Below are 20,645 nucleotides of genomic sequence, written 5' to 3' on the forward strand. Positions count from 1 at the left end.
CTCTATGACTGCAATAGGGTGCAGTAACGGGGAACCAGCTGTGTGCGTTGGTGTATTCTGACCCATACCCGACAAATGTGGGGCAAATATTGTCTCTTCGCACGGTTCTCGGCAGTTTCAAATGTGATCGGTTCGTAGACCGCGCAATGTCAGACGATGCGTTCTCGGACGCAATCCGGGAATTCGAACACAACGACGAAACGTATAAGATGGCAGATCTGACCGTTCTCGAGGAGCAGGGTCTCTGTGACCTCGAGAAACTGCCAGTGAGCATCCGTATTCTGCTCGAGTCAGTCTTACGAAACGCCGACGGAGAACAGATCGATGCCGATTCGATTCGCGCGGCAGCCTCCTGGGAGCCTGACGTGCCGGACGCCGAGGTTCCGTTTACGGTGTCGCGGGTCGTTCTGCAGGACCTGACGGGCGTTCCCGCAGTCGTCGACCTTGCAGCGCTTCGCTCCGCAGCGGACCGCAAGGGCGTCGACCCAACCGTTGTCGAACCCGAAGTCCCGTGTGACCTCGTGATCGACCACAGCGTGCAGGTCGACCACTTCGGCAGCGACGACGCGTACGAAAAGAACGTCGAAATCGAGTACGAACGAAACGAAGAGCGATATCGCGCGATCAAGTGGGCACAGCAGGCCTTCGAGGACTTCGAGGTCGTCCCGCCAGGAACCGGGATCGTCCACCAGGTCAATCTCGAGCACCTCGGGCGCGTCGTCCACGAGCGCGAAGTCGACGGTGAGCAGTGGCTCGTCCCCGACACGCTCGTCGGCACCGACAGCCACACCCCGATGATCGGCGGCATCGGTGTCGTCGGCTGGGGTGTCGGCGGTATCGAGGCGGAAGCGGCACTGCTCGGCCAGCCGATCAACATGAGCCTGCCCGAAGTCGTCGGCGTCCGCCTCGAGGGCGACCTGCCTGAAGGCGCGACCGCGACGGACCTCGTGCTTCACATTACGGAAAAACTGCGCGAAGTCGGCGTCGTCGACAAGTTCGTCGAATTCTACGGCCCCGGCGTCTCCCAGCTTTCCGTTGCGGATCGAGCGACCATCTCGAACATGGCTCCCGAACAGGGCTCGACGATCAGCATGTTCCCTGTCGACGAGAAAACCCTCGAGTACCTCGAACTCACGGGTCGCGATCCGGAACACATCGACCTCGTTCGTGCGTACCTCGAGGAACAGGGTCTGTTCGGCGAACAAGAGCCAGAGTATACCGACACCGTTGACTTCGATCTCGGCGATGTCGAACCAAGCCTCGCGGGCCACAAGAAGCCCCACCAGCGCATCCCGATGGGCGACCTCGACGAGCACTTCCCTGCCCTGCTGCAGGAAGAAGGCGTCATCGGCGCGGGCGGCGAGCCCGCAATCGGCGACGGCAGCGGCACGGCCGCAGCCGACGCGACCGGCTCCGGTCCCGGCCTCCCACTCGACGAGAAGGTTCCCGTCGAACTCGAGGACGGCCGTGAGGTCGAGATCGGCCACGGCGATGTTCTCGTCAGTGCGATCACGTCCTGTACGAACACCTCGAACCCGTCCGTGATGGTCGGTGCCGGCCTGCTCGCGCGTAACGCCGCCGAGCAGGGCCTCGAGATTCCCGACTACGTCAAGACGAGTCTCGCACCCGGCAGCCGCGTCGTCACGGAGTATCTCGAGCGCGCGGAGCTGCTCGACGATCTCGAGGAACTGGGTTACCACGTCGTCGGCTACGGCTGTACGACCTGTATCGGTAACTCCGGCCCGCTACCGGACCCAATCGAGGACGCCATCGACGAACACGACCTTTGGACGACGAGCGTCCTCTCGGGCAACCGTAATTTCGAGGCCCGTATCCACCCGAAAATCAAGGCGAACTACCTCGCTTCCCCGCCGCTGGTCGTCGCCTACGGCCTCGCGGGTCGGATGGACATCGATCTCGAGGAAGAACCAATCGGCACGAACGACGACGGCGAAGAGGTCTACCTCGAGGACATCTGGCCGGATACCGAAGAGATTCGCGAGACGATCCACGACAGCGTCTCGCCCGACATGTTCGAGGAGAAGTACGCAAGCGTCTACGAGGGCGATGACCGCTGGGAAGCCCTCGACGCCCCCGAAGGAGATGTCTACGACTGGGACGACGAGTCCACCTACATCCGCGAGCCGCCGTTCTTCCAGGACTTCCCGCTCGAGAAGCCCGGCGTCGACAACGTCGATGATGCTCGTGCGCTCATGACGCTCGGCGATACGGTTACGACTGACCACATCAGCCCGGCCGGACCGTTCAGCGAGGACCTGCCTGCCGGCCAGTGGCTCAAAGAACGCGGCGTCGAACCGTACGAGTTCAACACCTACGGTTCCCGCCGCGGAAACCACGAGGTCATGATGCGCGGCACCTTCGCAAACGTCCGCATCGAAAACGAGATGCTCGACGGCGTCGAGGGTGGCTACGCCATCCACCATCCAACCGGTGAGGAAACCACCGTCTTCGATGCCTCCGAGCGCTACCGTGACGAGGAGACGCCCCTTATCGTCATGGCCGGCGATGAACTCGGGACTGGCTCGAGCCGTGATTGGGCTGCGAAAGGAACTGACCTGCTCGGCATCCGCGCGACCATCGGCAAGAGCTACGAGCGCATCTACCGTGACAACCTCATCGGCATGGGCGTCCTGCCCCTGCAGTTCGAAGCGGGCGAAGGCTGGGAAGAACTCGGCCTCGAGGGCGACGAATACTACGAGATTTCCGGTCTCGAGGACGGCCTCGAGCCAAACGCTGAACTGGACGTCACCGCCGAAACCGACGATGGTGAGACCGTCGAGTTCACCGTGACCGCACAGGTCGATACGCCGATGGCTGTCGAGTACGTCGAAAACGGCGGCGTGCTCCACCTCGTGCTCCGACGCTTGCTGCAGGACGAACTGGACAACTAACGCCGACCCCCTGATCGGCACCGCATCGACGACTCAGCGCTCGAGACGGTCACCTCGAGCCACAATACGCTTCTTTGGCACTGCTTGGTGAGAGTGAGGAGTGCATGTGGGAACCGTAGACGTTGCAATCGGCGTTGATGTGGACTGTGTCGCTGGCCACGAAAACGCCCAGTTCGTCGCCCTTGAGACTGTTGCCGAAAAGGACAGAGAAGACCCGTCGGTGTACGAGGGCGAAAGTCGGTACGTGTAACACTCCATCACGCTGGCACGCCAAATCGCACCAGCTATCCGCTCGCAGGCCCGACTCGAGGATAGACGCTACCGCATGTCATTTCTCCCGCTACTCGTTGACGTTGGCACGACGCTCGAGGAAACCTCGGGCCTCCTCCAGTACCTGCTGGTGTTCGTCTTCGCCGCGATTCCCATCGTCGAAATTCTGGTTGTGATCCCGATTGCCATCGGGCTGGGTCTCGATCCGCTCGCGACCGGCGTGTTCGCGTTCGCGGGGAACATCCTCTCCGTGTACGCGCTGATCGTCTTCTACCGGCATATCGCTCGCTGGCTCGAGCAACGACGCGGCGAGTCAGATGACTCGAGCGACCGGTATGCTCGCGCACGCAATCTCTGGGATCGCTACGGCGTTCCAGGATTGGCCGTTGCGAGCCCAGTTCTGACCGGCGTCCATATCGCCGCGCTCGTTGCACTCGTCGCCGGAAGCCGGAACCGGATTGTTGCGGGGTGGATGACGGCCGGTATTCTCGCGTGGACGATTGCGCTGGTGGCTGCGTCGGCCTACGGCGTGTCGCTGCTCGGACTCGCATAGTCCGGGCGATGTTCTACCGGATGGGTTAGTAAACTACCACGGACTTTTATTATTCCTGCCCGTAGCTGGCGTATGGATCAGCCTACCGAGCGCAATCGACTCGACGACGAGGAGAGTCCCTACCTTCGCCAGCACGCGGACAACCCCGTCAACTGGCAGCCCTGGGACGAACAGGCACTCGAGGCGGCCCGCGAGCAAGACAAGCCGATCTTTCTTTCCATCGGCTACTCGGCGTGTCACTGGTGTCACGTCATGGCGGACGAAAGCTTCGCGGACGAGGAGGTCGCCGAGGTACTGAACGAGAACTTCGTGCCGATCAAGGTCGACCGTGAGGAGCGCCCAGACGTCGATTCGATCTACATGACCGTTTGCCAGCTCGTCTCCGGACGCGGCGGCTGGCCACTGTCGGCCTGGCTCACTCCCGAAGGCAAGCCGTTTTTCGTCGGCACCTACTTCCCGAAAGAGAGCCAGCAGAACCAGCCCGGCTTTCTCGAGCTCTGTCAGGGACTCAGTGAGTCGTGGTCGAACCCAGAGGAGCGCCCAGAGATGGAAAATCGTGCTGAACAGTGGACCGACGCCGCGAAAGACCGACTCGAGGAGACACCCGACGCCGTCGCTGGCTCGGAGCCACCCTCGAGTGACGTCCTCGAGCGGGTCGCCGACGCGGCGGTCCGGAGTGCGGATCGGCGGAACGGTGGCTTTGGCTCCGGCGGGCCGAAGTTCCCACAGCCGTCACGATTGCAAGTCCTCGCGCGTGCGTTCGACCGTACCGGGAACGATCAGTATCGCGACGTGCTCGAGGAATCGCTCGATGCGATGGCGTCAGGTGGGCTCTACGACCACGTCGGCGGCGGCTTCCACCGCTACTGCGTCGATGCGGACTGGACAGTTCCGCACTTCGAAAAGATGCTCTACGACAACGCCGAAATCCCGCGAGCGTTCTTGACGGGCTACCAACTCACCGACGAGGAGCGTTACGCCGAAGTTGTCCACGAGACACTCGAATTCGTCGACCGCGAACTCACACACGAGGATGGCGGCTTCTTCAGTACGCTCGATGCCCAGAGTGAGGACCCCGAAACCGGCGAGCACGAGGAGGGGGTGTTCTACGTCTGGACGCCAGGAGAGGTGCAGGAGGTACTCGGAGACGAGACCACCGCCGATCTGTTCTGTGACCGCTACGATATCACTCTCTCGGGGAACTTCGAAGGAACCTCACAACCAAATCGCGTGCGCTCGATCGAGTCGCTTTCCGACGAGTATGACCTCGCCGAAGACGAGATTCAGGAACGGCTCGAGTCGGCTCGCGAAACGCTGTTCGAGGCCCGCGAGCAGCGCCCTCGCCCCAACCGAGATGAGAAGGTACTCGCGGGCTGGAACGGCCTCATGATCACGACCTGCGCCGAAGCCGCACTCGTGCTCGGCGAGGACGAGTACGCCGAGATGGCGACGGACGCCCTCGAGTTCGTTCGCGACCGGCTCTGGGATGACGACGAGCAACGTCTCTCGCGGCGGTTCAAAGACGGCGATGTCGCCATCGACGGCTATCTCGAGGACTACGCCTTCCTCGCACGGGGTGCACTGACGTGCTACGAGGCGACCGGCGAGGTCGACCACCTCGCGTTCGCGCTCGAGCTTGCCCGTGTCATCGACGCCGAGTTCTGGGACTCCGAGGCCGGAACGCTGTATTTCACGCCCGAAAGCGGCGAGTCACTCGTCACTCGGCCACAGGAACTGGGCGACCAGTCGACGCCCGCCGCTGCCGGTGTTGCCGTCAACGTCCTGCTGGCGCTCGACCACTTCGCCGACGACGAGTTTGCGGACATCGCCTCGAGCGTACTCGAGACCCACGCAAATCGGATCGAGTCGAACGCCCTCGAGCACGCGACGCTCGCACTCGGTGCGGACCGACTCGAGGCAGGGCCACTCGAGGTAACGGTTGCAGCGTCAGATCTGCCCGAGCCGTGGCGCGCCGCGTTTGCACAGGAGTACTACCCGGATCGGCTACTCGCCCGACGGCCGCCGACTGAGGACGGCCTCGCGGAGTGGCTCGAGGTTTTGGATCTCGAGGTCTGTCGCGACCGGACCTGTTCACCGCCAACACAGGAAGTGGATGACGCGCTCGAGTGGCTCGAAAGCCGAACCGATCACACCAACACGCTCGACGAGAGTCCGTTTTAGCCCTCCCGACCCGAACGGGTGCGTACGAGACTCGAGCGTGGCTGGATAGCGCTTTGAAGGTATCTTCGTTCTCTGTGTGGTAGGTGGTCGACACCACTGGAGAACACAACCCAATAGTTCTGAATTGATTTCCGGTACTGGGTACTGGTTTGCCGGTCAGTGGTGCGAGTATCCGGCGCATATAGTAGCTGTTTAGTACGCTCGTCAACGTTCGTCACTGACGGCAACCAATAGCGCATCTTTGGACATGAAAGAAGAATACGACCTCATTATCGTTGGCGGGGGCATTAGTGGTGCATCGCTGTTGTATACGGTCGCGAACTTCACAGACATCGAGAGCGTCGCGCTCATCGAGAAAGAAGAAGAGATTGCAGCGATCAACTCGCATCACACGAACAACTCCCAGACGCTTCACTTCGGCGACATCGAGACCAACTACACCCTCGAGAAAGCCGAAACGGTCAAACAGGGAGCCGAAATGGTCGCGGGCTACCTCGAGGAGAACGACCCCGACCGGGAGATGCACAGCAAGCGCAGCAAGATGGTGCTTGCAGTCGGCGACGAGGAAGTCGCGAAACTCGAGGATCGCTACGACGAGGAGGGTTTTGGCGATCTGTTCCCGAAACTTCGTGCAATCGACCGCGAGGAAATCGCAGAGATCGAGCCAAACGTCGTCAAGGGCCGCGAGCCACACAAAGACATGCTGGCACTGCAGACGCCCGACGGCTACACGGTTGACTACGGCGAGGTCGCCCAGTCGTTCGTCGATGACGTTCGCGACGAGGACGGCGTCGACGTCTACACGGGAACGGCAGTCGAGTCGATCAACGAGACCGAAGACGAGTTCCTCGTCGAAACCGAAGCGGGCTGGTTCTCGGCTGATTCGACGGTCGTCGCAGCCGGCTCGCACAGCCTCCAGATCGCGAAGAAAATGGGCTACGGCGAGAACAAGTCGCTGCTGCCCGTCGCCGGGAGCTTCTTCGAAGCCAACCGCCAGCTGCTAAACGGCAAGGTCTACACCCTGCAGATGAAGAAACTGCCGTTCGCAGCCGTCCACGGCGACGCCGAGGTCCACGACGGCAATCTCACTCGATTCGGCCCGACGGCGAAGGTCGTCCCAATGCTCGAGCGCGGAAATATCTCGACGGCCTCGGATTTCTATGACGTGTTCGAACTCAACCTGAACTCGTTCCTGAGCTACGGCAACATCCTCGCGGATCGGATTTTGTTCCCCTACGTGCTCAAGAACCTCGTCTACGACGTGCCCGCGGTCGGCAAGCGGGCGTTCCTCCCGCACGTCCAGAAGGTCGTTCCAACGGTCGAACTCGAGGATATCGAGCGCGCGAAAGGCTACGGTGGCGTCCGCCCGCAGATCGTTAACACCGAGACGAAATCGCTGGACATGGGTGAGGCCAAGATCCACGGCGACGGCATCATCTTCAACATCACGCCGTCGCCCGGTGCCTCTACCTGCCTGCAGAACGCAAAGAAAGACACCCAACAGGTCCTCGAGTTCCTCGGCGACGACTACGAGTTCGCTGAAGAGGAGTTCGAGGCTGCGACAATCGAGAACTTCCCGCGCGAGCACGATCAAGATACGGATCCGGTTCCTGCAGAAGACTAACGGACGGAGTCAAACGCTCGTCTGAAAACGCGATTCGCGACGTTACAGTTCCGACTCGAGTTCTTGTGCAAGCCAGATCGCTGGCGGCAGGTCCTCTTCCTCGACGAATCGGACGACTTCATCGCCATCATCGTTCTCGACGACAACGGTTGGGATGTACTCGATACCGTATTCTTCGACTCCTGGCCCCTGCTTGTCTTCGTCGACGGCAATCTCGTCGATACGCTCGTCGGGAACGTCGGCCGCCTCGAGTGCGGCCCCGAAATCAGGGAGCAGTTTTCTACAGTCCTTACACCAGTCGCCGCCCCAGACTGTGTAGGTCAGGTCGTCGTTGTGTGCTTCGAGCGTGTCGACAGCGTCCTCGTAGGAGGCGGCGTCCCACGTCGGATTTGGATTCATGGTCTCGAGACTCATATCCAGTGGTTGCGGGTCAGGGGGCTTAACGACCGTGCTTTTCGTGGGATGTCATCGCCAGTCACGCAACTCTCGAGTTCGCGGTCATCACTGGTCTGACGGATACTCTGCCGGGGTGTCTAACACGGAAGAGGTCAGTGCTGGAGTCCGAGATGCTGTGCTGTGGGGAGTCGCCAGTCGTAGGTCACTGCAACGAGTCGAGTGGCGACGACGACGGCTGCACAGACGATGGCGGCCGTCCCCGCAGCCCCACCGACCGCGCTGACGAGCCAGTAGGCAACGCCGCCCAAAACAGCACAACTCGCATAGAAGTCCTCGAAGAGGATAAACGGCGAGCGATCAAGCAGAATATCTGCAAATGCCCCGCCACCGACGGCGTTAATCGTCGCAATCGCAATGATACCGAACGCGGACACGCCCGCGTCAGTTGCGACGATTGCGCCGGTCGTCGTGAAAGCGGCGAGCCCAATCGCGTCAGCGACAAGCGTCACCGGGTGGCGTTCAGGTGACGAGAGCACGACACAGAGTGCGAGTGCGAGGCCAACGCCGAGCAGCCCGAGACTGTTTCGATCGGTGACTGAAGCGCCAGCGGCACGCGTGTCACAAGAATATCACGTGTCACACCACCGGCAAACGCCATCGCCAGGCCGACAATCGCGATACCGAACAGATCGAACTCCTCGTGGATCGCCTTCGACGAGCCGACGAGTGCAAACGCAATCAATCCGATCGTGTTCATGACGGCGAACGGATCGCCGAATAACACCGTAATGGCGTCCTGACTCACTGGAACAGCCTATGGGAGTGACTCTCTTGAGTGCTCTGTTTCAGATACTCTTGGCTCCAAGGCAACTCAGAGTGTCTCTGTAGCGTGGCTCACAAGAACGTCGATTGGCGTGCAGTTTCCCGGGACAATAAACAGTATATGCGTCGACTCGCTATGCGTTGCTAATGAAAGGGAGCATCCTGGACACGATCGGCTCACCGCTCGTCCAGGTCGACTCGCCGGAGGGGGCGACCGTCGCCGCGAAGATCGAATCGTTCAACCCCGGCGGTTCGGCGAAAGACCGGCCAGCGCTGCAGATGGTCCGAACAGCCGAACGCGAGGGTGACATCGAACCTGGCGACTGGCTCGTTGAACCCACAAGCGGCAACACCGGCATCGGCCTCTCGCTCGTCTGTGCTGCTCGCGACTACGACCTGACTATTGTTATGCCTGCCGACAAATCCACAGAGCGCCAGCAGATCATGGCCGCCTATGGCGCGGACCTCGAGCTCGTCGATGGCGACATGTCCGACGCTCGCGAGCGGGCCGACGAACTCGAGGACAAGGGTGCAATTCAGTTGGGCCAGTTCGATAATCCGGCGAATCCGGAGGCGCATTACCGGACGACGGGTGCGGAGATCATCGAGCAGGTTGGCGACCGCGAGATCGATGCGTTCGTCGCGGGCGTCGGGACCGGCGGCACGATCTCGGGTACCGGCCGCAGGCTTCGCGAGGCGTTCCCCGAGATGGACATCATCGCCGTCGAACCGGAGCGAAACGCCGTGCTCTCGACGGGTGAATCCGGCGACGACGACTTCCAGGGAATGGGACCCGGCTTCGTCAGCGAGAACCTCGAGCGGGACCTGATCGACCGCGTCGAGACCGTTGCACTCGAGGATGCCGAAGACGAGTGTCGGCGTCTCGCTCGCGAGGAAGGCGTTCTCGTGGGCCAATCGAGTGGGGCGACGAGTCTCGTCTCCCAGCGTATCGCCCGTGAAATCGCGGATCCCGATCTCGACTGCCCGGATGTCTCGGATGCGTTTGACGAGTCAGCGGCGACACCTGAACCGGACGGCGGGGCGATCGAGGACTGTCCACTTGTCGTGACGGTCTTCTGGGACAGCGGCGAGCGCTACCTCTCGACTGGATTGTTCGATCTCGACGGCCTCGAGCCGTAGGAAAAACGGCTCTTTCACCTACGCGAAGGATCTTTATCTGCCGTGGTCTACGACTCGGTAATGTCCCCACACTCTCCCAGCAGACGAGCCCTCTTGCTCAGCGGCGCCGGTACGCTTTCGCTCTCCGTTCTTGCCGGCTGTATTTCTGATCTTGACGATGACTCGAGTCCCGACGACGCTGAGTCCACCGCGGCTGATGACGAGGGATCGTCTACTCCTGACGAGAGCAACGATGGTGACGGAGGCGACAAAGATGGCGACGACCTCGAGTCGGACGACGATGACGAGGCCACAACCGAGACAAACGATGACCCGGAGTACGAACTCGAGCACTACCAGCATTTGGCGACCGGAGACGAGGCCGATGTCTCATTGCTAACCGACCACGACGACCTCGAGACGTGGCTCGCTGACCGCATGCTCGAGGAAGATCTTGAGTCACTGCTCGATGACGTCAACTTCAGCGCCGAGACGCTCGTCGCACTCGAGGTCGACGCACCCACACCCTGCTACAAACTGGAACTTGATCGACTTGCTATCGCTGACGACAGTGACGACGAAAGTGACGGAGACAAGACGCTCGAACTCGAGGCCAGCGTGCACGAGACGGGCGACGACATGTGTTCGCAGGTGATCACGACGATTGGGGTGCTCGTTCGCGTCTCGGTTGCGAGTGATAGGATCGCCGGACTGTCGGCGGGTATCGTCGATACGGATGGCAGCGAGTACGGAATGGGAACTACCAGCGTGTCGGATGACGTAACAACCGATGAAAGCGGCGACGAGGCTGGCGGGGCGAACTCGACTGATAACTAGACCAAGACGACCGCTACGGCGAATACTCTGCTTCGGTCAGTCGAACGACGAGTGTCTCCTCGACATCGCGCAGATCGTACGTCGGGAGTTCGCCGTCCGTTCGACGAACGTACAGCGGTTCAACCAATCGCGGCCGGACCGGACTCGAGTCTGTCTCGTCCGGTTGTGTTGTCTCCCCATTCGAGGGGGCGTCCTCAGCCGTCGACGGGTTTGATTCGCGCTCGAGGCCGTAGATTTTGCAGTACTCACCGGTCTCAGCGGGCTCGAGGGTACCGTTTCGGAGTTCCTCGGCGAGCGGGCGTGAGAGCCATTCGTCAGTGCTGAGGCTTGGGTGTTTAATGAGTGCTTCGTCGACGAAGCGGGTGAGATACCACTGGAGATCGTTGAGTAAGGAGACGGCAGCGCCGATGCTGACCGTTCGCAGCGCGATCGAGTTTTCGAACGGGCGGCGTAACTCGTAGGTTGTAAGTGCCTCACGGGACGTTTCGCGCGAGAGCAGTTCGTACTGGAGGGTGTAGTCGGGGTCCCCGATGAGACAGACGCGCGTCACTACCTGCAGGTGGGGGCGTCGGCGTAATGTGGGTTTCGGGTTGCTCACGAGTCTCTATGAAGTGACTATCAGAACGCACAGAGAGTCAGGATTTCATAAAAGTCACGTATGTGAACCCGAGCGCCGATAGACGGAGCCAGCGTTCGTCAGCGTGTAATGAGAGTGATGACCGATGGTGTGGCGGTCTTGACACGGCTGTCTGTGTGTGGGTTTGTGTCTGTGGATACGCTGCTGGGACGCATACACTCGGAGGCGGTACCGTGTCGGGGGTAGCGAACACGCCCGTTGACCGCCTTTATGAGGGATCGAACGGCCAGTACTACACTGAGTGGGAAGTCTCGAGGCAGTTTCGTCGTGGGGCCTGGCAACGCTGTCTTCGCCAGGAAGAACCTGACCGCCAACTCGTCGAAACGGGTGGAAAGCGTCTCCTGATGCTGACTGCAGTCGATCTCTGTGATGCCCCCTCGTGGGTCGAAATCCGGGTTCGCGGAGAGAGCGCCCGCGTCGTCGATACCCGTCGATTCGCAACACCGAATTCGACCTGCGATGAGGCCGGCAGATAAGAGCTGCACCTGTAAACCACGACTGATTGGGTCGTTCGGCTTCGTGTGACAGTCATGAACCGGCGAGCGTTCCTTGGGGCGGTCGGCTCAGTAGCCTCACTTGGAACGCTTGCTTATGCGACTCGAGAGCCAATTGACACCCTCGAAATCACCGTCTGGCTGTCGACGCAGGCCGGCCGCTACGACGGCGTGACACAGCGCATTCGAGAGTACGTCACGCGATGTTTTGACTTCGAGTTTTGGTCACTCGAGGTGTCGATTGGCGGGGCGGTCTCGGTCGGGACCGAAGACGGCGCGCGGGTGACAAGTCGTGGTGAGTGGCCGCTTCGCGTCCTTTCGGGCGCAGCCGGCCTCGGGGGTCTCGAGCCAGCGCGCCACGTCAACCTGCTTGTCACCGATGGCCAGATGGCGGTCGCACCGACTGGATACGGGCTGCCGCGGATTGCGTCCGTCGGTGGCGCACGCCACCTCGCTGACCTCGAGCCGTTCGATGAGTTGCTCGAGAGCGGGCCAGACAGCGATGTCAAGTGGGCGGTCCCGACGACGACCCGCGCGCGGACGATGCAGGTGCTGCTTCACGAGGTCGGCCACGCACTGGGACTGGATCACGAACATGGGAATGTGATTCGAGAAGATGGACTGGTGATTGCGACGCCAATGCTCAGCACGTATGCGTTTAGCGCGGATTACGTCGGCGAGCATAGCCACTGTGGGCAGGAATACGTCGATCCCGGCGACGACGCTCGAGCGCTCAGTTTAGCGTTTTCAGCGTGTGCGCGCCGGGCGCTGGCTGAACATGCAGGCTGAGTCGCTCTGAGTGACACCTGTAACAACGAGACCCCAGAATGACGGTGTTCGATGGGCCCATTGCGGCCCCACGTTCCAGCGTGGTACGAACGCGTCAGTCTCTCGCAGGTCGTCTATTCGTCGTCGTGTTCGTCCTCGCCGCGGACGAACTCGGCCTGTGCATCGGCAGATGCGTCGGCCGCGCTCGCGTTTGGTCCTTCGATAAGTGCCTCGAAATCGTCGGCTTCGTCGTACTGGTCCTGGTAGACCAGTGCAGCTTTGCCCATCGAGGAAATCTCGTAGAGGCCGGAGCGCTCGGCTGGACCGATCTTCTCGACGAGTCCGTAGTCTTCGAGAACCGGCAGCCTGGTGTTGATGTTCTTTCTGCTTTTGCCCGTATGCGAAGCGAGGTTCGTTGCCACGTTTCGGCCCTTGTCCTCGAGCGCCTCGAGAATCAGGAAGTCAGTTGGTTGACGTAGTTTCACACTGGTTCACTCTCGTATGTGTACTATATTTCCACTGGTAACTAATACTTTCGGCTCTAATTCCGCAATACTGTGGATACCCGAGAGATATCTCCCGGTAGTGGTTTAGTACCGATTAGGGCTCTCAATACCGTGATGCATATAGAGATGACTTATTGACTTGTCCAATAGCAACACAATCACATTCATCAAACGGATTTGATGCTGTGCTCGCACCGGGCCACCGTAACTCAGTGTCTGCGGGTTCACGGTGTGACCGCGACACGTCGTCAGCCACTGAGACAGCAAATCCCATCTTACTCACCACTCGAGGGCTCGAGCGAGTGTTGGAACGGCGGTGCGGCGGCCGGTCGCTTGCGGACGCCCTCATCAGCGGGCGACTGCCTCGGCGGCGATTTGTCCTCGAGTAACGAGACGCCCGCTGAGCCGAGCCACTCGAGAAGTGCTGCAACATCTGATGGTGAATCAACACGGTACGACGCCGCAGAGGGATGTTTGTCACCGACTCGAACGCCAATTCCCTCGGGTTCGACCGCCTGAAACGCGGATTCATCGGTGACGTCATCGCCGATATAGATCGGCACTGTCGCGGGCGGACAGGCGGCTTCGATCAGTTCGACCGCGTTTCCTTTTCCCCACGGGACCGAGGGACCGATCTCGAGGATACGTTTGCCGTCGGAGACGCTCAACGCGTCGCCACCGAGTCGGTCGACCACCGATTGTGTGAGTCGGGCAACATCGGCTCGCATCGGTTCCGGAACGGACCTGACGTGGACAGTTCCGGTTAACCGCTTGTTCTCGACCTGTGCGTGTGGAATTGACTCGAGGACCGTCTCGAGCGTTGCACAGACGTGATCGATCGTCGATGCTCGCTTGCGCGCGATCGGGTGGATTGCGACCGAGTCATTTCGCGCTACCTCGAGGCCGTGATTTCCTGCGTAAATTGCGGGGCCGTCGATTCGCGTGCGCACATCGGTAAGCGCCCGCCCGCTGACGATGGCCGTCGTCACGCGAGCATCGTTGGCGAGTGTTGCGACGGCGGACTCGTTGGCCGCTGTCGCCGTCGCTGCGTCCGGATCCGGGACGATCGGCGCGAGCGTCCCATCGAAATCCAGACAGACGAGGAGCCGCGAGGCGTCCTCGAGCGTGCTTCTAATCGGTGGCAGTGCCTCTTCGAGTGGGGTTGGAACGGAGTGTGTGCCGGTCATCGATCAGGCAGTTGGTTCGTGTGGTCTGAATTCACTCGAGTCTCGAGGCGAGTCAGTGTCGGACGAGTCGCTGTGGACGTGTTCGATCCAGTCGAACTGTGCGTCCATCCAGCGCTCGAGGTTGCCGTCGAAGACACGGTTTCGAAGCGTGGTCATTCGGCGCTGGCGCTCGCGGATAGGCATTGCGAGTGCCTCCTCGATGCCCGTCGCGATGTCGGTGACATCGGTCGGATCGATCGAGACTGCATGCGAGCCGAGCCGGTCGTGTGCACCGGCCCGCTCGCTCAAGACGAGTGTGCCTGTCGCGTCGACGTTCGAGGCGACGAACTCCTGTGCGACTAGATTCATCCCATCGATAAGCGGGTTGACGACCATGACGTCTGCGTGGCGATACAGCCCACAGAGCGTCTCATGCTCGAGGTAGGCTTCGGTGTAAATGATCGGCTGCCACTCATCGGTCCCGAAGCGGTGATTGATCCGTTTGGCTTCGCCGCGAACGAGTTCGCCGTGGTGCTGGTATGCCGGAATGTTCGTTCGTGAGGGTGTCGATTTCTGGACGAACGTAAACTCACCTCGCCAGTCTGGATTGCGCTCGAAAAAGCGCTCGAGGGCGGCAAAGCGCTCGGGGATTCCTTTCGTGTAGTCGAGACGATCGACGCCTAGACCGAGGACGACATCGTCGGGATTGCACTCATCGCCAAGGAGTGTCGAAATCTGGGCGGCATCGACTGCGCGTGCATCCTGGTCGTACGCGGAGGCATTGACACCCATCGGCGTCGCAACGATGCGTGTCGTGTGGCCATCGTAACTGACGGTTCGTTGCGTCCGGTTGACGTCCGCTGCCGGGAGGAACTGCTCGACGCACTCGAGGAATCGGTCTGCGTACCACTCGACGTGGAATCCAAGCAGGTCGTTTCCGAGGACACCCTCGAGGAGGTGTCCGGCGGCGGGACAGCGTTGGAGAGCCGATGGTGTTGGCCACGGAATGTGCCAGAATTGTGCGATGGTCGTTGACTCCGGGACTGAGTCGTCGTCCTGAATGAGTCGTGGGGCGAGCGCAAAGTGGTAGTCTTGTACCCAGACGACCGAATCCTCGCTTGCGTGATCAGCAACGGCGTCAGCGAAGCGCTCATTGACCGTTTGATACCAGTCGAAGTCATTCGATCGATGGCAGATGAGGTCGGTGAAACCGTGACAAAGCGGCCAGAGAACGCGGTTGCTGAAGCCGTAGTAGTACGATTCGACGGCTTCCTCGCTGAGGTCGATTCGACGCAGTGTGTAGGCGTCCTCACCGGGTGGGACGCTAACGCAGTTGTTCTCATCCGCGACAGTAAAGTCGGCATCGCCGTCACCCCAGGCGATCCAGGTTCCGTTTACTTCCTGTACAACGGGGTCGAGACCAGCGGTGAGTCCACCTGCGGGTTCATCGACCGTGATCGGTCGGTCGTCGCCGTCCTCATTGCCACCCTCGCCGTCGTCGTACTTATGGCGGTAGGGCTGTCGGTTGGAGACGACGAGTAACGATTCGGGACGGTTCGACCCCGCAGATCGATTGGTGTCAGATTCCCGACTGCCACCGTCGGCTCGTACCCGCTGTCGGTTCGACGTCGATGACAGCGGCGCTGCAGTGAATCGCATTCGCTGATACATCACAGCCCCACGACGGGTTGATTCGTGGCCTGCGCCTGCATGGAGGTTTAATACCCCAACGTAGCGTTTCGGTCAATTGAACGGTCAACTCGCTCTCACCATCCAGATCAACAGTAGTAAATCATAATTGTAAACGTTTGTTCACTCTCTTTCGGACGAGGGTTGCTAACGCAGTCAGTGATTGGGGGACCGACACATGTACGTTTCACAGCGTGTGATACGCTGGATATGGACTCCCCGTTCGAGCAGCGACTCGCTGCGTGTCAGTCTCGTCTCGAGGATGATGCGACACCGCTGGCCATCTGTGCCCCAGGGCCAAATCTCACCTATCTCACTGGATTCGACGAATCACCGTCCGAACGCCACTTCCTCTTGTTTGTTCCGCACGCGAGTGTGGATGCACCACCGACGTTCGTCGCACCCGCAATGTATGAGTCCCAACTCGAGGAGGGAGCAATTGCTGACATTGCGGTCCGGCTGTGGGATGATGCCGACGATCCGGTGGCAGTCATCGAACGCACGCTCGAGTCGTTCGACCTCGATCTCGACGCTGAGACCGGACAGCCCTCGGTGCTCGTCGACGACCGGATGTGGGCGACGTTCGTCCAGGATTTGCAGGCGTGCTGTCCGAGTGCCGAGTTCGGACTCGTAAGTGACGTTCTCGAGCCGATCCGGATTCGAAAGGACGAGACCGAACTGGCTGCCCTGCGGCGAGCGGGCGACCTCGCCGACCGTGTGTCTCGAGAGATTCGCTCGCGTGGCGAGGCACTCTGTGGGTTGACAGAACGCGAACTCGCCGCCGAAATCGAGCGGCTACTCATCGAGTATGGGGGTCGCGACCTCGCTTTCGAGACAATCGTCGCTGCTGGCCCGAATGGGGCTCGCCCACACCACCACAGCAGCGACCGGCCGATCCAGCGTGGCGATCCGATCGTCATGGATTTCGGTGCATTCGTCGAGACTGACCTCCCTGGAGACACCCAGTATCCGGGTGATCAGACGCGAACGATGGTCGTCGGCGACCCACCCGAAGCGTACGAGGAAGTCCACGAAATCGTCGCCGAGGCCCAACAGGCCGCCGTCGAGGCCGTCGAACCTGGTGTCACAGCCGGTGACATCGACGCGGTCGCACGCGAACACATTACGAACGCCGGCTACGGCGACGCATTCGTCCACCGAACCGGCCACGGTGTTGGCCTCGAGGTCCACGAGCCACCCTATATCGTCGCGGACAACGACCGCGAACTCGAGGCAGGGATGGTCTTCAGCATCGAGCCGGGGATCTATCTCGAGGATCGGTTCGGTGTCAGAATCGAGGATCTGGTTATCGTCACAGACGGTGGTGCTGAGCGACTCAATAACTCACCACGCGGCTGGGAGACCGGCGAGCAACGCGATCAGTAGGTTGTTAAAACGTGGCTGGCGGCGTCAGTAGAAGTAAAACTCGAGTTCGTGACCGCAGCCGTCACAGACGGTTTCACGGCCGCGGAGTCGGTTTGTTTCGTCGGTGCTGATGCCGGGGCCAGGAGGGACGAAGCCACTCACAGTGGCCCCGCACTCGGGGCACCCAACGTGCATTGATGAGCGATTCGAACGAGACATGCCCTGGCGTATTCGACACCATCTGATAGTTATAGAAGTCGTACTGTCGTGTATGCGAACAGTTGTGAACCGTTCGAACTGGTACGGACGCCTTTCGGCAAGCGAACAGCAAATGCCGAACGCTGGAACTGGTTGCTGGCACACCATCTCCATGTCTTGCGATTGTGCTGTCACTGACAGTCAGCAGTCGTCGAAAACAATTGCTCATCGAGAGTTGCTCAAGGCCGGAGGAATCTGCTGGCAACCAGTGCCCGGTCACACCGCAGTCGGACATGGTGAGTGAGTATCACCGTTCTCTGTATTGCATCCGTTCGGGAGGCGTACCAACGAACCTTTGAGGACACCGCCTAACAGGCTAGTATGGAACGACGGACGTATCTCGGCGCACTTGGTGGCGCGAGTGTCACCGGTCTTGCTGGCCTCGCCGGCTGTCTCGACGACGCAATGGGCACTGTCGGCCTCGGCGACGACAGTGACACCGTCCTCGGTTCACCAGACCAATCCCGTGGCGATCCCTCCCACCCGATCCACGGTGAGGCGTTTCCCGACTTTTCGGTGCCGGATCCAATCACCGAAGAAACCGTCTCGCTCGAGGATTTCCTCGACGATCGCGCACTTTTGATTACGTTTATTTTTACGGCGTGTCCGGACGGTGCTTGCCCGGCCCTCCTGACGCGACTGCGGCGTGTCCAAGAGGACGCAATTGAAGAGGGCTACGAGGACGATATCGCGCTGCTTGCCTATACCTTCGATCCAGAGCGCGATACAGCCGACGTGTTAGCGGAGTACGGTGAGGAACAGAGCGTCGACTATGAGGCCGACAACTGGCATTTCCTCCGACCCGAGAGCTACGAGGAAGGCGAAGAGTGGCTCATGGAGGATTTCGGTATGCAGATTGAACGAGTCGAAGATGAAGACGAAATCGCAGACGCACACGATCACGGAGGAGATGAGGATGGGCACGATGACCACGAGGGCGAGGATCACGATGACCACGACCACGGCGAGTACACGTTCACCCACATCAACCTGGTCGTACTCGCGAACAGCCAGGGTATCGTCGAACGCGCCTATCCCCAGGCAGGGCCCCAATCAGAACATGATGACCTTGGTGCCGATATCGGCGTCATCGTAGATGACGCCCGTACCGTAGCACAAAACCAATCTGAGGACTAACACTCACCAATGCGCAGACGAGACATCCTCGCGGGAATCGGCAGTGCGGGCGTCGTCGCCGGAGCCGGCGCAGTCGCCATCTACGGCCTTCCATCAGTGGATGATCTGACCGGCGAGGACGATGGCTACGCTGATGACCCCCTCGAGATCGAGACGGTCGACGCACCCGGAAGCGAGGCGGGGACAGTCCAGATACCGGACCCCGAGAAAATAACGTTCATCGATATTTTCGGCACCTGGTGTCCCCCCTGTATCGAGCAGATGCCAGCGCTTGGCGAGGCCAGCGACCGAATCGGTGACGGAGACGAGATCCAGTTTCTGTCGGTGACCAACGAATCCATCGGCGAGAACCGGGCGATTACGATGGACGAACTCCTCGAGTGGTGGCGCGAGCACGACGGCGACTGGACGCTCGGCCTCGACCCGAGCGCGGAACTCACCGAACGCTATCTGCAAGGTGATTACCCCTCTGCAGTTGCGATCGATACTGCCGGTCGCGTCCAGTGGGGTGACTCCGGGATCAAAACCGCAGACGAACTCGTCGACGGCATTGAACAGGCTTTCGAGGCAGATAACGCCGTAGACATGACGGGAGAATGATCGACGCTGGAGCCCTCTCTGCAGTGTCGTTCGCCCTGATTGCGGGCATCACAACCTTCTTCTCGCCGTGTGCGTATCCCCTGTTGCCCGGCTACGTCGGCTACTACGTCAGCCAGACCGACGGTGAAGAGCCCTCACTCGGCGGCGCGCTCAGTCGCGGCTTCATCGCTGGGGCTGGCGTCCTCGTGACGCTTGGCATCCTGTTTCTCGTTGCGTTCCAGGTCAGTCACGCGACACTGTCGAATCTGGTTTATTTCGAGCCGATCGCTGGCGCAGTCCTCGTCATCTTCGGCGTGCTCATTATTACCGACCGCGCACCCTCGCTGTCGGTTCCACTCCCAAAGCGGCGCTCGAGCCTGCTTGGCTTTGGTATCTTTGGCTCTGGTTACGCGCTTGCGGCTGCGGGCTGTGTCGCGCCGTTGTTTGTCGGCGTGGTCATGCGAGCGGTCTCTGCGCCGACGACCACCGGAGCGATGGTCGTTGGGACGTACGTCGGGAGCGTCGTTGCCTTGATGGTGGCGCTGACAGTGGTGACCGGAATGGGACTGGTTGCAGCGGGGCAGTTCGCCCGCTTTGGGCCGCAACTCAAGCAGTTTGCAGGCGTCGTTATGATTCTCGCCGGACTTGGCCAGCTCTATCTCTCGGCCGTCTTGCTCGGTGTGCTCTAAGCGGCCGGCAGCCGCAGGTCTGACACGTTTCCGGGTGTCCGTTGAACTGTTTGAGTATGTATCAAGATGTGCTGCTCGCGACGGACGGAAGCGACGGGGCGAATCAGGCGACCGCACACGCGGTTGAACTCGTTTCAGAACTCAACGCGTCCTTGCACGTCGTCACAGTCTCCGAGGACGGCCCACATAGCTCTGAAAAGCGCGACGAGTTGCGACATGACCACGAAGAGGAGGCCGCACAGGCGATTGAACAGGCCGAACGAATCATCGCGGATACAAGTGTCGAGGCAACGACGACAGTCCGCCACGGCGTCCCGCAGGACGAAATTATTGCTGCAGCCGAGGAATTAGGCTGCGATCTGATCGTCGTCGGCACGGTTGGGCGCTCCGGCCTCGAGAACGTGCTCGTCGGCAGCGTGGCCGAGGAGGTGGTCCGGAACGCGCCGGTACCGGTCGTCACCGTCCGCGAAACGTAGCGACGTGGTCGTTCCCGTCCTGCGTTTGCTGCCCGTCTCGAGTCACACCGTTCCTGCTCAAAGCAATCAAGACAAACCCGCTCACACTCGAGTCAGCACGTTGGCGACTCGTAAGCGACTACTACTCGCTGATACGGAATCGATAATTAACCACCCGGCCGCGCAAG

At 60.7% G+C, this 20,645-nt stretch carries 20 protein-coding genes and 1 pseudogene; 14 read left to right on the top strand and 7 right to left on the bottom strand.

The genetic code is table 11. From position 1 onward, the window contains the following. Positions 1 to 146 precede the first annotated feature (146 nt). From acnA to G6M89_RS21435, 5 genes are all read left to right on the top strand, one after another. The gene (gene acnA, locus G6M89_RS21415) at positions 147 to 2,912 is read left to right on the top strand and encodes an aconitate hydratase AcnA (RefSeq protein WP_165163928.1); all 2,766 of its coding nucleotides are present in this window, start codon (positions 147 to 149) and stop codon (positions 2,910 to 2,912) included. A 106-nt stretch (positions 2,913 to 3,018) separates the two neighbouring features. Continuing rightward, complete coding sequence (locus G6M89_RS21420) at positions 3,019 to 3,162, top strand: hypothetical protein (protein ID WP_241175500.1); 144 nt, start codon at positions 3,019 to 3,021, stop codon at positions 3,160 to 3,162. 75 nt (positions 3,163 to 3,237) lie between these two features. Further along, complete coding sequence (locus G6M89_RS21425) at positions 3,238 to 3,735, top strand: small multi-drug export protein (protein ID WP_165163929.1); 498 nt, start codon at positions 3,238 to 3,240, stop codon at positions 3,733 to 3,735. Between the two features lie 72 nt (positions 3,736 to 3,807). Then, complete coding sequence (locus G6M89_RS21430; RefSeq protein WP_165163930.1) at positions 3,808 to 5,916, top strand: thioredoxin domain-containing protein; 2,109 nt, start codon at positions 3,808 to 3,810, stop codon at positions 5,914 to 5,916. A gap of 247 nt (positions 5,917 to 6,163) precedes the next feature. Next, a complete protein-coding gene (locus G6M89_RS21435; protein ID WP_165163931.1) occupies positions 6,164 to 7,540 on the top strand; it encodes an FAD-dependent oxidoreductase in 1,377 nt (458 codons plus the stop codon). Positions 7,541 to 7,582: 42 nt separating this feature from the next. Here the strand turns inward: G6M89_RS21435 and G6M89_RS21440 are convergent, their stop codons facing one another. Beyond that, positions 7,583 to 7,954, bottom strand: a complete 372-nt coding sequence (locus G6M89_RS21440) for a thioredoxin family protein (protein ID WP_165163932.1) — start codon at positions 7,952 to 7,954, stop codon at positions 7,583 to 7,585. A 134-nt stretch (positions 7,955 to 8,088) separates the two neighbouring features. After that, positions 8,089 to 8,693: pseudogene (locus G6M89_RS21445) on the bottom strand (trimeric intracellular cation channel family protein). 212 nt (positions 8,694 to 8,905) lie between these two features. Here G6M89_RS21445 and G6M89_RS21450 point away from each other — a divergent pair. After that, positions 8,906 to 9,898 (top strand): PLP-dependent cysteine synthase family protein, encoded by a 993-nt coding sequence (locus G6M89_RS21450; protein ID WP_165163933.1) that lies wholly within the window; start codon positions 8,906 to 8,908, stop codon positions 9,896 to 9,898. 60 nt (positions 9,899 to 9,958) lie between these two features. Beyond that, on the top strand, positions 9,959 to 10,714 hold the full coding sequence (locus G6M89_RS21455) for a hypothetical protein (RefSeq protein ID WP_165163934.1): 756 nt from the start codon (positions 9,959 to 9,961) through the stop codon (positions 10,712 to 10,714). A gap of 13 nt (positions 10,715 to 10,727) precedes the next feature. Here the strand turns inward: G6M89_RS21455 and G6M89_RS21460 are convergent, their stop codons facing one another. Further along, positions 10,728 to 11,264, bottom strand: coding sequence for a DUF5804 family protein (locus tag G6M89_RS21460; protein WP_165163935.1), 537 nt, complete (start codon positions 11,262 to 11,264; stop codon positions 10,728 to 10,730). Between the two features lie 260 nt (positions 11,265 to 11,524). Here G6M89_RS21460 and G6M89_RS21465 point away from each other — a divergent pair, with 260 nt between their 5' ends. Together G6M89_RS21465 and G6M89_RS21470 are read left to right on the top strand one after the other, a co-directional pair. After that, positions 11,525 to 11,827, top strand: a complete 303-nt coding sequence (locus G6M89_RS21465; protein WP_165163936.1) for a hypothetical protein — start codon at positions 11,525 to 11,527, stop codon at positions 11,825 to 11,827. A 54-nt stretch (positions 11,828 to 11,881) separates the two neighbouring features. Beyond that, complete coding sequence (locus G6M89_RS21470) at positions 11,882 to 12,634, top strand: peptidase M10A and M12B matrixin and adamalysin (protein WP_165163937.1); 753 nt, start codon at positions 11,882 to 11,884, stop codon at positions 12,632 to 12,634. A 113-nt stretch (positions 12,635 to 12,747) separates the two neighbouring features. On the opposite strand, the gene G6M89_RS21475 is transcribed toward G6M89_RS21470, so the two are convergent. From G6M89_RS21475 to G6M89_RS21485, 3 genes are all read right to left on the bottom strand, one after another. Then, positions 12,748 to 13,098 carry a winged helix-turn-helix domain-containing protein gene (locus G6M89_RS21475; RefSeq protein ID WP_165163938.1) on the bottom strand — a complete coding sequence of 117 codons (351 nt, stop codon included), beginning with the start codon at positions 13,096 to 13,098 and terminating at the stop codon, positions 12,748 to 12,750. Between the two features lie 296 nt (positions 13,099 to 13,394). Next, positions 13,395 to 14,306 carry a trehalose-phosphatase gene (otsB, locus tag G6M89_RS21480; RefSeq protein WP_165163939.1) on the bottom strand — a complete coding sequence of 304 codons (912 nt, stop codon included), beginning with the start codon at positions 14,304 to 14,306 and terminating at the stop codon, positions 13,395 to 13,397. Positions 14,307 to 14,309: 3 nt separating this feature from the next. Then, positions 14,310 to 15,944 (bottom strand): trehalose-6-phosphate synthase, encoded by a 1,635-nt coding sequence (locus G6M89_RS21485; protein WP_165163974.1) that lies wholly within the window; start codon positions 15,942 to 15,944, stop codon positions 14,310 to 14,312. Positions 15,945 to 16,184: 240 nt separating this feature from the next. On the opposite strand from G6M89_RS21485, the gene G6M89_RS21490 reads away from it, so the two are divergent. Then, positions 16,185 to 17,360 (top strand): Xaa-Pro peptidase family protein, encoded by a 1,176-nt coding sequence (locus G6M89_RS21490; protein ID WP_165163941.1) that lies wholly within the window; start codon positions 16,185 to 16,187, stop codon positions 17,358 to 17,360. Between the two features lie 24 nt (positions 17,361 to 17,384). Here the strand turns inward: G6M89_RS21490 and G6M89_RS21495 are convergent, their stop codons facing one another. Beyond that, positions 17,385 to 17,558: a hypothetical protein gene (locus tag G6M89_RS21495; protein WP_165163875.1), complete on the bottom strand. Its 174-nt coding sequence runs from the start codon at positions 17,556 to 17,558 to the stop codon at positions 17,385 to 17,387. A 360-nt stretch (positions 17,559 to 17,918) separates the two neighbouring features. Here G6M89_RS21495 and G6M89_RS21500 point away from each other — a divergent pair, with 360 nt between their 5' ends. The 4 genes from G6M89_RS21500 to G6M89_RS21515 are packed head-to-tail and all read left to right on the top strand — an operon-like array spanning position 17,919 to position 20,478. Continuing rightward, complete coding sequence (locus G6M89_RS21500) at positions 17,919 to 18,734, top strand: SCO family protein (RefSeq protein ID WP_165163943.1); 816 nt, start codon at positions 17,919 to 17,921, stop codon at positions 18,732 to 18,734. A gap of 9 nt (positions 18,735 to 18,743) precedes the next feature. Further along, positions 18,744 to 19,334 (top strand): TlpA family protein disulfide reductase, encoded by a 591-nt coding sequence (locus G6M89_RS21505; RefSeq protein ID WP_165163945.1) that lies wholly within the window; start codon positions 18,744 to 18,746, stop codon positions 19,332 to 19,334. Further along, positions 19,331 to 20,002 (top strand): cytochrome c biogenesis CcdA family protein, encoded by a 672-nt coding sequence (locus G6M89_RS21510; protein ID WP_165163947.1) that lies wholly within the window; start codon positions 19,331 to 19,333, stop codon positions 20,000 to 20,002. The genes G6M89_RS21505 and G6M89_RS21510 overlap by 4 nt, the downstream gene beginning before the upstream one ends. 56 nt (positions 20,003 to 20,058) lie before the next feature. Next, complete coding sequence (locus G6M89_RS21515) at positions 20,059 to 20,478, top strand: universal stress protein (protein WP_165163949.1); 420 nt, start codon at positions 20,059 to 20,061, stop codon at positions 20,476 to 20,478. Positions 20,479 to 20,645: the final 167 nt, after the last annotated feature.

Source organism: Natronolimnobius sp. AArcel1, assembly GCF_011043775.1.
Classification (GTDB): Archaea; Halobacteriota; Halobacteria; order Halobacteriales; family Natrialbaceae; genus Natronolimnobius.

What these genes read in the sequence shown, in the direction of transcription:
- G6M89_RS21430 (WP_165163930.1), top strand. Translation starts at nt 3,808, where the DNA reads ATGGATCAGCCTACCGAGCGCAATCGACTCGACGACGAGGAGAGTCCC.
- G6M89_RS21440 (WP_165163932.1), bottom strand. Translation starts at nt 7,954, where the DNA reads ATGAGTCTCGAGACCATGAATCCAAATCCGACGTGGGACGCCGCCTCC.
- G6M89_RS21425 (WP_165163929.1), top strand. Translation starts at nt 3,238, where the DNA reads ATGTCATTTCTCCCGCTACTCGTTGACGTTGGCACGACGCTCGAGGAA.
- G6M89_RS21510 (WP_165163947.1), top strand. Translation starts at nt 19,331, where the DNA reads ATGATCGACGCTGGAGCCCTCTCTGCAGTGTCGTTCGCCCTGATTGCG.
- otsB (WP_165163939.1), bottom strand. Translation starts at nt 14,306, where the DNA reads ATGACCGGCACACACTCCGTTCCAACCCCACTCGAAGAGGCACTGCCA.
- G6M89_RS21470 (WP_165163937.1), top strand. Translation starts at nt 11,882, where the DNA reads ATGAACCGGCGAGCGTTCCTTGGGGCGGTCGGCTCAGTAGCCTCACTT.
- G6M89_RS21490 (WP_165163941.1), top strand. Translation starts at nt 16,185, where the DNA reads ATGGACTCCCCGTTCGAGCAGCGACTCGCTGCGTGTCAGTCTCGTCTC.
- acnA (WP_165163928.1), top strand. Translation starts at nt 147, where the DNA reads ATGTCAGACGATGCGTTCTCGGACGCAATCCGGGAATTCGAACACAAC.
- G6M89_RS21485 (WP_165163974.1), bottom strand. Translation starts at nt 15,944, where the DNA reads ATGCGATTCACTGCAGCGCCGCTGTCATCGACGTCGAACCGACAGCGG.
- G6M89_RS21450 (WP_165163933.1), top strand. Translation starts at nt 8,906, where the DNA reads ATGAAAGGGAGCATCCTGGACACGATCGGCTCACCGCTCGTCCAGGTC.
- G6M89_RS21505 (WP_165163945.1), top strand. Translation starts at nt 18,744, where the DNA reads ATGCGCAGACGAGACATCCTCGCGGGAATCGGCAGTGCGGGCGTCGTC.
- G6M89_RS21500 (WP_165163943.1), top strand. Translation starts at nt 17,919, where the DNA reads ATGGAACGACGGACGTATCTCGGCGCACTTGGTGGCGCGAGTGTCACC.
- G6M89_RS21435 (WP_165163931.1), top strand. Translation starts at nt 6,164, where the DNA reads ATGAAAGAAGAATACGACCTCATTATCGTTGGCGGGGGCATTAGTGGT.
- G6M89_RS21455 (WP_165163934.1), top strand. Translation starts at nt 9,959, where the DNA reads ATGTCCCCACACTCTCCCAGCAGACGAGCCCTCTTGCTCAGCGGCGCC.
- G6M89_RS21495 (WP_165163875.1), bottom strand. Translation starts at nt 17,558, where the DNA reads ATGTCTCGTTCGAATCGCTCATCAATGCACGTTGGGTGCCCCGAGTGC.
- G6M89_RS21515 (WP_165163949.1), top strand. Translation starts at nt 20,059, where the DNA reads ATGTATCAAGATGTGCTGCTCGCGACGGACGGAAGCGACGGGGCGAAT.